The 12,555-nt window shown below is 26.4% G+C and carries 11 protein-coding genes; 4 read left to right on the top strand and 7 right to left on the bottom strand.

Annotation, left to right across the window (positions count from 1 at the left end):
• The first annotated feature begins 80 nt into the window (after positions 1 to 80).
• The 3 genes from MCJ_RS01495 to MCJ_RS01505 all read left to right on the top strand — a co-directional run bounded on the left by MCJ_RS01495 (position 81) and on the right by MCJ_RS01505 (position 3,942).
• Positions 81 to 1,295 carry a hypothetical protein gene (locus MCJ_RS01495; RefSeq protein ID WP_012751524.1) on the top strand — a complete coding sequence of 405 codons (1,215 nt, stop codon included), beginning with the start codon at positions 81 to 83 and terminating at the stop codon, positions 1,293 to 1,295.
• Between the two features lie 95 nt (positions 1,296 to 1,390).
• Positions 1,391 to 2,971, top strand: coding sequence for an APC family permease (locus MCJ_RS01500; protein ID WP_012751525.1), 1,581 nt, complete (start codon positions 1,391 to 1,393; stop codon positions 2,969 to 2,971).
• A gap of 107 nt (positions 2,972 to 3,078) precedes the next feature.
• Positions 3,079 to 3,942: a hypothetical protein gene (locus MCJ_RS01505; protein WP_012751526.1), complete on the top strand. Its 864-nt coding sequence runs from the start codon at positions 3,079 to 3,081 to the stop codon at positions 3,940 to 3,942.
• Here the strand turns inward: MCJ_RS01505 and metG are convergent.
• The 3 genes from metG to MCJ_RS01520 are packed head-to-tail and all read right to left on the bottom strand — an operon-like array spanning position 3,939 to position 7,240.
• The gene (gene metG / locus MCJ_RS01510; RefSeq protein ID WP_012751527.1) at positions 3,939 to 5,477 is read right to left on the bottom strand and encodes a methionine--tRNA ligase; all 1,539 of its coding nucleotides are present in this window, start codon (positions 5,475 to 5,477) and stop codon (positions 3,939 to 3,941) included. The two genes, MCJ_RS01505 and metG, sit on opposite strands and share 4 nt — an antisense overlap.
• Complete coding sequence (locus MCJ_RS01515) at positions 5,470 to 6,240, bottom strand: tRNA1(Val) (adenine(37)-N6)-methyltransferase (RefSeq protein ID WP_041594508.1); 771 nt, start codon at positions 6,238 to 6,240, stop codon at positions 5,470 to 5,472. The genes metG and MCJ_RS01515 overlap by 8 nt, the downstream gene beginning before the upstream one ends.
• Positions 6,230 to 7,240: a nicotinate phosphoribosyltransferase gene (locus MCJ_RS01520; protein WP_012751529.1), complete on the bottom strand. Its 1,011-nt coding sequence runs from the start codon at positions 7,238 to 7,240 to the stop codon at positions 6,230 to 6,232. Before MCJ_RS01520 ends, MCJ_RS01515 begins: the two co-directional genes overlap by 11 nt.
• 228 nt (positions 7,241 to 7,468) lie before the next feature.
• Here MCJ_RS01520 and MCJ_RS01525 point away from each other — a divergent pair, with 228 nt between their 5' ends.
• A complete protein-coding gene (locus tag MCJ_RS01525; protein ID WP_012751530.1) occupies positions 7,469 to 9,022 on the top strand; it encodes an Mhp366/Mhp367 family surface (lipo)protein in 1,554 nt (517 codons plus the stop codon).
• On the opposite strand, the gene MCJ_RS01530 is transcribed toward MCJ_RS01525, so the two are convergent.
• Genes MCJ_RS01530 through MCJ_RS01545 form a run of 4 tightly spaced genes read right to left on the bottom strand, consistent with a single transcriptional unit; the run spans position 9,015 to position 12,489 of the window.
• A complete protein-coding gene (locus MCJ_RS01530) occupies positions 9,015 to 9,581 on the bottom strand; it encodes an IMPACT family protein (protein WP_012751531.1) in 567 nt (188 codons plus the stop codon). The two genes, MCJ_RS01525 and MCJ_RS01530, sit on opposite strands and share 8 nt — an antisense overlap.
• Positions 9,581 to 10,417 (bottom strand): ABC transporter permease family protein, encoded by an 837-nt coding sequence (locus tag MCJ_RS01535; protein WP_012751532.1) that lies wholly within the window; start codon positions 10,415 to 10,417, stop codon positions 9,581 to 9,583. Before MCJ_RS01535 ends, MCJ_RS01530 begins: the two co-directional genes overlap by 1 nt.
• On the bottom strand, positions 10,395 to 11,321 hold the full coding sequence (locus tag MCJ_RS01540; RefSeq protein ID WP_050731567.1) for a carbohydrate ABC transporter permease: 927 nt from the start codon (positions 11,319 to 11,321) through the stop codon (positions 10,395 to 10,397). Before MCJ_RS01540 ends, MCJ_RS01535 begins: the two co-directional genes overlap by 23 nt.
• A 1-nt stretch (position 11,322) precedes the next feature.
• On the bottom strand, positions 11,323 to 12,489 hold the full coding sequence (locus tag MCJ_RS01545) for an ATP-binding cassette domain-containing protein (RefSeq protein ID WP_041594510.1): 1,167 nt from the start codon (positions 12,487 to 12,489) through the stop codon (positions 11,323 to 11,325).
• Positions 12,490 to 12,555 lie beyond the last annotated feature (66 nt).

Below are 12,555 nucleotides of genomic sequence, written 5' to 3' on the forward strand. Positions count from 1 at the left end.
GTTAAAAAAGTAGTAATTTTTTCCCAAAAAATAAATTTATAGCTAACATTTAGCAAATATTAAAAAATGGGTGGAAAATTATGAAATGAATAAAAATTTTAGTGCTTACTACTACAAGCTTGTTATTCTTAACTAGTTGTATTGAAATTGATTATCACAGAAATGAAAATGTTTACCAACAAGAAACTAAAGATACTACAACCAATTCTTTAATTGTAAGTAATCAAAAAGCAAGATTTGCAAGTGTAGTTGAAGGTCAAGTTGGCAATCAAGTTCTTACTGCAAATTATCTCAATCTTGCCAGTTCTACTCCTATAGATTGATCGAAACTTGGTCAACACGATGTAGATTACCAAGGTTTTGAGAAAGTTGCAACAAACTTTTTCAATATAGTTAAAATTAAAAATCAAGAAGGTCTTAATAATTCAGTAATTAATAAATTTTTAAAATTAAAAGATATTGATTTTGTCTTTAGTTTTGAACGACCGCAAATCAATAATTCAAATTCAGAATTTGATTTTCCAGCAGAAGATAACAATTTTGAAAATCAAGTTGATTTGGATGTAAGCAAGCTTAAAAAATTTGAGCAAGCTTTTGCAAAAAATGAGTTAGAAATCATGAAAGCAAATAATCCTGACTTATTTTTTAGTCAAAGAGAAAATTTTTTATTTTTTGAACAATTGCTCATTGATAAACAACAAGAGTGAAACCCAAATTTAAAAACTTTGTTTGCTAATAATCTTTTTAACAATCATCTTGTATTAATTAGTAAAACTCAAAAATTAATTCAAAAAATTATTTTAGAAATTATAGAAGTTGAAAACTTTAGCAAACTAGTCATAAATGAAATTATTGATAAACTAAACAAAGAAAAAGTAGCAAAAGAGGCGAAAAAAAACAAGGCAAACAAAGATAATCCAGACTTATCTAATAGTCACAAAACTAGTAACCAAGAAGAAAAAGAAGAGGAAATGATTACCAAACAAGAGCTCAAAATTTTAGAAGATTTTAAGACAAATATTCAAAATTTAAATCAAGATATTGCTAATTTTCTAGATCCAGCAGTTCACTTTAGTATTAGTAAAAAATATGTTTTCTTAAATGATGAATCTATATTGGTCAATAACCAACTATTTTATAAACAAATTATTAATTACTATAATCAATATCTCAGAAAATATGTTACCTATTTTCAAATTAGAAATCCTTTTAATTTACTAACACAGGCAAAACAAGAACTTATTGATAAATATTTCTACCCTTTAATAGATAATGAAAAAATTTTAATTAATTAAAAAAATAATTTACTAGTAAATAAAAGCTTAAAATGCTTTTTATTATTGCTTATTGTGTTATTATTTAAATAAAACAGAAACAAAGGAGAGAAATTATGGCGACAATTCAAAGTGATAAAGCTAAAAATAAAAATAAAATTTCTTTCTTTGGTGCGCTTCTCATTGTTTTTGGAGCTTTGATAGGTGCAGGAATTTTCTTTAAATCTAAATCTGTTCTTGAAGGCTCAGGTTTTAATTTAGCACTTGCAATTGCAAGTTGGATTGTTGCTTGCATCTCAATAATTGCAATGTCTTTTAGCTTGATAGAAATTGCATCAGTATCAAGCAAGTCAAATTTATCATTAATTATTTGAAATAAAATATTTAATTCTAAATTTGTTTATCAATTATCCAAGAGTTTTATTATTTATGCTTATTTACCTTTTACATATTTTGTAATGCCCGTTTATTTTATGCAAATGCTTCAAGATGCTATTGCAGCTTTTAAACTCTCAGAATCAGCTTCATGAGGTTTAAATTTTGATTGAATTATAGTGCTTCTTGTTACACTTGTAGTTTTTTACTATTTTTTAGTTGTTGGTCTTAATTCTAAAATAGCTCAAAAGCACAATACTGTGATTTTGTTTTTTAAATTTATCCCAATTATCTCTACTGTTATTTTAGGTTTTGTTTTCCTTGCAATGGGAGCTAGTAACCAACTAGCCAGCCAACCTCAATTTAGCAATATTAGCAATACTATTACACAGGGTGAATCGCTTGCAAAAACTTTGCCTGGAGTTGGTATTTTATTATCTATGGCTGCTATTTTCTTTACTTATGAAGGTTTTTTTACAGTAGCAGGTCTACAAACTGAGATGAAAAATCCTAAAAAAACACCTTTAGCTATTATGATAGGGATAGCCCTGACCACCATTATTTATTTATTAATAGCAATTGCAACTTCAATTGTCGGTGATGGTTCAATTAGCTCTTTTTTACAAATAGCAAAAGATGAACTCAAATGATCACAACAAGTCATTCAATGAATTATAGGTACAACTAATTTATTTATAGCAATTAGTATTTTGGGTATTGTCAATGTTTTTACGATGTGAGGGCCACGCGCAATTGATGAGTTAATTAAAAATGGAGAACTAAAATTTTTAGAAAAGTGGCATCAGAAATATAATCAAAAGACAGACAAACCGATAGTAGCTAGTTGATTTTTAGCAATTATTTCTACTGTACTAATCATAATTTTAACTTTAGTAGGAGTTTATGGATATAGCGATAATACCTATAGTTTGTATGGAGAGAGTCTAAATAATTTATATGCCTTTGCAGATATTAGTGGAAATTGATCAGCATTGATTACATTTGCTTTAATTGCCGCATCAATTTATGGTGGTATTCAAAATAGAAAAACTAATTTAATAACAACACAAAAAATCAAATATTTTAAACCACTTGCTTACTTTTCTGTTATAAGTATTGTAATTATTTTGAGCTCAGCTTTTCTTATTCCAATAATAGATCTTTTTTTATTAACTGGAGTTGATCCAAATGTTGAAAATTTTAATTTGATTCTCAAAGTTAGAATAACTAAAATTATTGTTTTAATTCTTTTTGTTTTTTTACCTTCACTACCAGCATTTTATGAAAAATTTAAGGATAAAAAATTACTATCTATTAGATAGAATTACTAAAAGGATATGCAACTATTAATTTCTAGTTTATGGATGCCAAAAAAGTTATTATTTTTCTAATTTATAAAAACATAAAATAATGTATAATTTTGAGACATATGGAAAATAAAACAGAAATTAAAGTGAGTTTATTGAAAAGACTAACAAATAAAAAAAACTTTACTTTTTCTATTTTTGAAATTGTAATATCTGGTAGTTTTTTAGCAATTTTTTTAGTTTTATCATACATAATTAAAACTAGCCTACCGCCAAAATTAAATGTAGCCTTTGAAATTCCATTTTTTATTTTCTTAGGAATTTTACTAGGTTGATTTAAAGGGCCAATTGTAGCATTATTATTTGATATTGTTAAAACAGCTGCTACTAGTAATGTTTTTCTTTGAACTCCTGAGTATGGAATTGTCCCACCGCTTATTGCACTAATAGCTGCTTTTTTTATTAAATTAGTACATTCGCAAGATATTTATTTGTTGATTCCAACAATAATGTTTATTTTGGCAATAATAGCCATTTTTGTTTATTATTGAAAATTAGATGATAGTTTAGCAAAAAAAGCTCCAAAAGCATGAGGTAATTTTTTTAACAAAAAAACCACATTGATTTTGATTGGCTCAGTTGCAACTTTCATCACAGTTGTTGGTACAATTTTATTTATAATATACAAAAAAACTAATTCCTATAAAATGAAATTAGCTTTTTTAACTTTGATGATATTATCTTTTATTTTTATTATTTTTCGTTGATTTTGACATCCTATCGCTTTTATTCGATACTACAATCGCTATCTTAATAGAAGCGGACAAGATCGCATTGTTGAACAATATTTCTTTTACTATTTAAATCCAATAATTCTCAAATCACTAGTTAGTTTACCAATTTATACGGTTTCACTGGTGACATTGATTCCTTTAGTAAATTTTTTAAACAACAAACATAATTATCAATGAAGACTTGGTTACTAATCAAGTTTTAATCTTGGATAAATAATTTCTGCTTTTTCAAAAATTGTTTTATCAAATTTAGAAAAATTTAAATTTTGTTGTAAACTAATAGATTTTTGCTTTAGAATTGCAAGAATTTTTTTACTATTTTTAGGCATGACTACTGAAAACATTGTGTTGACAGCATAAATTCCATTAAGCAGTGCTAATAAAACAACTGATAATTTTTCTTTTTGACTAATTAATCAAGGTTTTTGAATATCTATATAACTATTTAAATTTTTTGATAAAGAAATTGCTAATTTGAGTGCTTTGTCAACTTCCAAATTATCAAATAAGTCTATAAATTGATAGTGTGTTTGCTCAATTTGTTTATAAATATAAACATCATTTTCATCTAATAGTTCTTTATTATAAATTAAAGGTGTATCAAAGTTTTTATTTATCATCGCAATAGTGCGACTAATCAGATTACCAAAATTATTAGCAAGAGTGGAATTATAAAATAAGTTTAAATTATGTTCATCAAAGATGCCATCTTGTCCTAAAATAATTTGGCTAGCAAAAAAGAGTTTAATAGTCTCAACATCATGTTTTTTAATGAGCTCAAGCGGATCTACTACATTACCTTTAGATTTTGACATTTTCCCTTCAGGAGTTATCAGTCAACCATGAGTAATGATATTAGAAGGTAACCTTAGGTTAAGCGATTGTAAAAAAATTGGTCAATATATGCAATGAAAGCGAGTAATTTCTTTACCTACAACATGGACAATTTGCTCAGATTGATTTCAAAAAGTATCAAAATCACTATTCTTATCAAGGGGTTTGAGCGCACTTATATAATTAAATAAAGCATCAAGTCAAACATAAATTACATGCCCAGGTTGTGATTTGACAGGAATCCCCCATTCAAGAGAAGTTCTTGTTACAGAAAGATTTTCAATACCTTTTTCTAAAAAATTTTTAATTAACTCATTTTCAATTTTTTTCTCACTGATAAATTGGGGATGATTTTTTCAAAAATCTAGTAATCATGATTGCATTTTTTTCATATCAAAGAAAAAAGATTCTTCTTCAATGTATTCCATTTTTGAACCACTAACTGGATGGTAGTATCCATCATCTTTTTTAATCGCCTGTTTTGGGGTTAAAAATTCTTCATCACTAACTGAATACAAACCTTTATAAAAGTCTTTAAAAATAAAGCCTTTTGCAAGCATTTCATCAAATATTTTACTTACATATTCTTTGTGAAAATCACTAGTGGTTCTTGAAAAATAATCATAATCAATTTCAAAAATTTCTCATAAGTTTTTGAACTTATTGGCAACTTGATCAACAAAAAATTGTGGCTCTAATTGATTTTCTTGTGCTTTTTGAAAAATTTTTTGTCCATGTTCATCAGAGCCAGTTAACAGCCTTGCATCATAACCTTGTAATTTTTTATAGTTTTTGATTACTCAAGCAATAGTGGTTGTATAGAGGTGACCGATGTGTAAATTGCCTGAAGCATAATAAATAGGGGTTGTGACATAAAATCTTTTTTTAGACATTTTTTTTCCTTTTGCTAACGTATAATTTTTGGACTTCTTTGCGGTAAGTGTGTTTATTTTTGTTCTTGGGATGCAAATAAAGAGTGGGCAAATAGTGGGTTCCTCAAGGCGCATTAAACTGTGATTCAATGAGTACAAATTTGATAGCTTGAGCTATCCGTGGGGCAACAAATTGGATTTTTTTTGGCTCAAAATTATATTTGCGCAATACCTCAATGATATCTACAAAGCGCTCAATTGGCAACACTAGTGCTAGCCTACCTTTTTGTTCAATAATTTTGCTAGACCCAAATACTAATTGTTCGAGGTTAAGGTCAATTTCATAAATTGCTCTTTTTAGCTCACTACTTACTTTTTTAATGATTTTAGTGTCTTGTTTGTAATAAGGAGGGTTAGCAAAAATGAGTTGATATTTTCTAGCTACTTGTTTGTTTTGTTGTTTTCAAAAAGTATTAAAGTCTTGACAAATTATGCGAATTTGTTGTTCTTTTTTGTTTAAATTAACATTTTCTTGGGCAAGAATGGTGGCTTTTCTTTGAATTTCCACAGCATCAATTTTAATTTTTGGATCACGGTGGGCAACAAAAATTGATAATGCAGCATTGTTAGCTCCGATTTCAAGCATCCGTGTGGTTTTATGATTAATGGTTAGAAAATTACCAAGTAGTATTGTATCAACTGAATAATTAAACATTGATTTATCTTGTCAAATTTTCAAGCCATCGTTATAACCTAAATTATTTAGCACTAATTTAGTCTTCATTTTTATACTCAATTAAGCGCTTGTTTTTTGCATAACTACGACCAAATTTTGCTATTTTTTTGCCATTTAGAACAGTTGCATCAGCACTAAAAGTGGATCTGATTCCCAACATATATTGTCCAACACCATAGGCATCAACTGGTGCTTTTTTTGCTTCAAATTCGGCAATTTTTTTAGGATCAAAACCTGATGAGACAATAATTTTGACATGTTTACCGCCATTTTCATCTAATTTTTGGCGTAGCTTTGTAATTAAATCAAAACTAACTCCAAATTGATTTTTTTGTGGTTTTGTAAACATTTTGTCAGCAATCGCTTTTGAAGTATCAACACGAACACCTATTAATTTTTCACCAAATTCTTTTAAAACCTTGAGTGAATCGTTAATGACATCGTTGTTAAAATCTACTAGGGCAATTAATTTTTGATTACTAAAAGTTTTTAAATAATAATGACAAGCCTTTATCAAATCGCCTGAAAAATTTTGAATTAAAGCATGAGGCATTGAACCAAAATTTTCATAATTTTTACCAGCTTGAGCAATACTACTAAAGTTTGTAATTCCACCAACACGAGCTGCTTTTCCATCAATTTCTTGGAGTAGATAATGATCGCTGCGATCTGCCATAAATATTATTTCTTTACCATTGGCTGCTTGGATACAATTGTAGGCATTAGTTGCAACTGATGTACTTCGCGATAATATACCATCAATAATACCTTCATATAAAATAAAATCTTGAAGTCTACCTTCGAGTTCTAAAACCACTTCTTTTGCGCTAATATGGCTACCTTCTGGTAAATATCGAATAGTATAATTGTTAATCTTTGAGTGTTTTTTAAGTAGTGTAATTGCTTCATCAATCCCTGATAAAATAGCAAAATCTTGACGTTGAAAAAATTGCAAGACAACAATATTATCTTTATTTTCCTTACTTTTTTCAACTATTTTTTTTGTTTGAATAAAATAGTCTGAAACATAATCTTGAATTTTTTTCATAATTCTCTATTCTTAAGTATAATATAAATAAAATTATAATATAAAAACAAACAAATGTTTGTTGCTAAATCAATTAAGTAATAAAAAGTTGTATCAATTTATATACAAAGTAGTATTAAAATATTAAATTGCTTTTAAAGGTAATTGATTTATATAATATACTTTAAAATATTTTAATTTATTTTTGATTAAATTTTTAGAATACAAAATAATTTATAAAAGAGAGACATGAAATATATCAAACTTTTTACAACTACAGTTCCAACTGTAGTTGTTGGAGCTATAGTTGGAGCTTCTATAGGTGTTGGTTTAACTAGAAAAAATGAAAACAAAATCTCTTATTTATTGCAAAAACACTATAAACATAAAGACTTTAGCAATATTTTCGAGAGAGAAAATAACCTAAATAGTTGAAATATTGAACCTACTTTTTCTCCAATTACAATAAAAGACTTCCAAAAAAATGCAGCAAATAATATTGTATTCCCACCTAAATTTCAAAATTTTAAGATTAAGCTAGATAATAGTGGAATTATCACAAAAGAAAATAATGATAAATTTATAGGAGAAAAAAACAATCAGCTATATGTTTATAAATTAAAGGTAAATACATCAAATATTATTGACGAAGAACCACAATTTAAAGAAAAAATTTTAAATCATAGGCATAGTTTATATGATGACCAAGGTCAACAACAAGTAATTGATTTAGATTATGTTGGTTTTCGAAGTGTTGAGCTATCAGATAAAACATTTGAATCTATTTATCAAAGAAATATTAAATTACAATCTGGTTCTGCAAGCATTTTAGATGCTAGCCAACCCATTGCACTTTTAATTACAAATGAGCATGTTGTCGCCCCCATTGAATATGATGGTTTTACAATAAGAAGTAAACAAGCACGTTTTTGAAATAATCCAACTGCGGAAACATTTTTAAAGTGATATGAAGGCGGAAAAATCCACACACTTGATCATTTTGATTTAATCAATTTATTTTTCTATAAAAAAGTTTCTGAATCACCTAAGGATTACTTGACAAATCTATCTACAATTGATGTATTTAAACAAGAATCTTTTATCTTTGATTTTTTTTCTAACTATTTTTGAGTTCCAAAAGGTTTAAAAAATGATAATCTTGATGTTAATTTAATTTATTTTAAATGGCAAGAATTTATTACTGATGTACAAAAAATTATCGATTTTTACAAAAGTGATGACTCAAAAGTTAAAAATGTAATAAATATTTTTAAAATTGAAGATTCCCTGGAAAAGTTATACAAAGAATTTCCTAGTTTTGTAACTTTTTGAAACAAAATGAACAAACTTCCGCCTGTTAAATTATCAAACAAACTATGAAAAAAAGGAGAATCAAATTATAAAAATTTAATTGCTCTATTATGACCTGATGGTTTTCCTTTAAAAAGTAATTTTAAAGGAATTTATGCCGCTACCCCACCCGAAGGTTTTGGTGATATTAGCCTATATTTTTATGCAAATAATGGCCCTGGGGCAAGCGGTGGAGGTATTTATAATGACAAAGGAGAACTAGAATTTGTTAATTCCTTTGGAATTGTTGATAGTTTTTATAATAAAAACATTGATCATAGTAGTCAATATCATGATAACTTAAATGCAATTATCAATGTCTCAGGCGGTGTTCCGCTTATTGCAGATGATTATAATCTAAGAGATCAAATTTTAAGTTATTATCCTTCTAGAAATCAAAAAATAAATCAAGATGTAGCCCGACCTACTTTTGAATCAAAAGGAATTAATTAAGTTTTGTTCAATTAAGAGCAAAATAAGGTTTTTCAATATTCTCTTGACATTCAATGATTGCATTGCAAAAATCATTAATTTTTTTAGTTTTAAATCTACAAAAATTTGCATTTAATCATGAGTCTAATCGCTTAATATCTTCATTTTTTACCAAAATAGTGTAAGAAAATGAAGATATTTTTTCATTTATACAACTTATTTCCAAAACATTTTTTGTTGCATCTTTGTATGCTTTGCTCAAAGGACCCAAACCTAATTTACTACCACCAAAATAACGCACAACAATAATTAAAATTTTGTCTAAATTTTGTTGATTAATTAATGAAAAAATTGGTAAACCAGCACTACCTTTTGGCTCCTTTGCATCAAAGTATTTTTGTAAATTAGAGCCTATTTTATAAGCATAAACTAGATGACTGGCATTTATGTGTTCTAAATTTGTTTCTTTTAAATATTGTTGAATTTGTTGTAAATTTTCTACGTAAAAACTATAAGCATAAAATTTGGATTTTTTTATTTCATGCAAAAATTCTGCATTTTTATTAATAATTTTTGCCATTAAGAAAAATTTTTCCCACTAGTTTTATTAATCAAAGGAGAAAATAAGATATATACAAATAAAGGAACAATAATTGCAAAAAGTGCCCCAGCAGCTTGAACATTTTGTAGAAAACCAAACTCGGTGCCACCAGCAAAGTGGAATCAAGTTGAAATAGTTTGATTATCTCTGAAGCTAAAAATATAAATCGGTCATAAAAAATCATTTCAAACTTGAATGCTAGAGAAAATAATAATTAAATAGTATGACATTTTTAGTTTAGGCAAAAATACTAACTGAAAAGTGGCAAATACTGATAAATTATCAATTTTTGCTAATCTAATTTTTTCAATGCTGACTAAATTAATGCTTTTATATAAATAGTAAAAGTTAAAAAAAGAAAAAAATTGGTTAGAAATAAGAGAAAATATTGGAGCCTTAGTAATTGTAAAATTAGCATTTAAAATTCTTGCAAGACTACTATAAGTGGTAATTTCGGGAATCATTGAAATGATGACAAAAATAACAAGATATGCTTTTTTAAATTTTTTGCTTGCAAACCAGATTCCAAAAACACCTAAAGTGTATAAAATTATACGAAAAAAGTTAGTCATCAAGATAGCTAAAATTGAAGTTACTAGACCTTTGTAAAAATCACTGTTGATTGAATTTTTAAAGTTTTCAAATAAATATTTATTGGGTAATAAAATTAAATTAGGATTATCAGCTTGGCTATTTGGTAAACTAGCATTTACTACTAAATAGTAAAGTGGAAATAAAATAATTACTAAAAATAAGGATAAAATTACAAATAAAGTTAGTTGACTAAAAATATTATTCAGATTTAATTTTTTCATTTTTTCTCCTAATAGTTGTAATTATTTTTTGATAAATTTTTATTCATATTTTTGGATTTAGAATTATAAAGGTACTAAAAAGTGAGAATAAAAATAAAAGCGCAATAAAAGCAGTCGCATTTTGTTTACCAATGTCATCTTTGAGATCAATTATATAAGAAGCAATGGTGTGGCCTCTATTTAAATCAAGATTAATTTTGCCAGTAATAATGCTTGGATATAACATTGTAGCAAAAATAAAATTGGTGTATGCAATGACAATGAAATTATTGCCTATTTCTTTAAAATATAAGTAAAAAATTCGATCTTTTATACTTAGATTATCAACTTTAATATTTTTTGCATACCGACTTTCAATTGAATTAATTGCAAAGAAAAATAAAACAGTATTAAAGGGAATTGCTCTTCAAAGTTGATAAATAATATATAATCAAATAAGCTCAATTTTATTTTTTCCACCAACAAATGAGAAATTTGCATTTATTAATTTTGCAAAAACATTTTTATCACCAAATAAAAATGTAAAGGAAACACCAATTGCAAAAGCAGAAATAAAAAATTGTGAATAAAGAGCAGAAATAAACAATTTTTGGCTAATTTTATTTGACAATCTTGACAATAAAATTGCTAAAATAAAACCAATAAAAAGCGCTAATGGCGAGCTAACAAAAAATAAAATACTACTATTTCGCAAGGCATCTTGAAAACTATTTTGAATTAACAACCTTTGATAATTGCCAATTCCATAGCTAATTTGCCCGGTAAATCCGATATTTTTAAAGGAATTAAAAAAAGCACTTATAATTGGATAGACTGAAAAAACAAAGAGAAAAATTAGAATTGGTAGCATCAACAAAAGACTATGAAAATTCTTGTTTTTGGAAATTTTTTGAAATATTTGCATGTTATTTAAGTCCGCTATGAATTCTTTGTCCTTGTTTATCAAAATATAAAATTTTTTCATCTTGATAAACAACATTGAGATCTTTGCTTTTTAAATCATTGTTAATGACTAATTCAAGTTCGATGTTTTTTTCTTTATCTAATATTTTAACCCAAAAACCATCTCCGATATTCTTTTTAAAAAGTAATTCAGCATTGCCAGCAAAGTCTTCAATTTTTAAATATTTGCTTCTAATATAAGCTTGTTTTTCATTGTCATTTCCAATAAAATTAATTTCTGGAAAACCTATAAATTTGGCGACAAAAGTATTGTTTGGATTTTCAAAGAGATCTTGTGGGCTTCCATATTGTTCTACTTTGCCATCTTTTAACAAAATCACTAAATCGCTAATTTTAAGTGCATCAACTTGATCATGAGTAACAAAAATAATTGATAAATCAAATTGTTGTTTAATTTTTTCTAACCATTTAATTGTTGATTCTTTAATTTTCGCATCCAGAGAAGCAAAGGGTTCATCCATTAAAATAAAATTATTACCTTTTATGATTGCTTTAGCAAAAGCTACTCGCTGTTGTTGACCGCCACTGATATCGCTAGCCTTTTTATTTTCAATCCCTTTAATTTCTAAAATTGTAAATAATTCATCAACTTGTTCTAAAAATTCTTTGTATACTACTTTGTAAAACTTTAAAAAAAGTCAACCACTTTGTAATAATCAATATCTTAATTTAAAATTAGCAAATAAATTTCTTTTATTTTTTTCTAAATTTTCAAGTTGATGATCAATTAGCGATTTTATTTTTTCTTTACTTTTATGCTCTAAAGTTTGGGAATCAATAATTTTTTTATAAGTTGTTCACCTTCATTTTTTGGAGTTTTTTGCACTGATTCACAAATTTTTTATTACACTAATTTGATTATACAAATTATCTTTTTGCATAATATAACCAATATTTTCTAAAGACTTTGCTTTATTTTTGATTGCTTTTTTGTGATCTAAAAAACCTGCAATTAAATTTAAAAGCGTTGTTTTACCAGAGCCTGAAGGCCCTAAAATTGTGACAATTTTTCTTTCCGGAATCGCCAACTTATCAATTGTGAGTCTGTATTTTTTATCATAAGAAAAATTCAAATTTTCAATTTCAATTATTAAATTTTTATTCATCATATTAGTATAAAATTTTATTACAATATAAATTATTTAAATAAATAATATGTTATAATTTGTTAAATT

This window comes from Mesomycoplasma conjunctivae (genome assembly GCF_000026765.1).
GTDB classification, from domain to species: Bacteria; Bacillota_I; Bacilli_A; order Mycoplasmatales; family Metamycoplasmataceae; genus Mesomycoplasma; species Mesomycoplasma conjunctivae.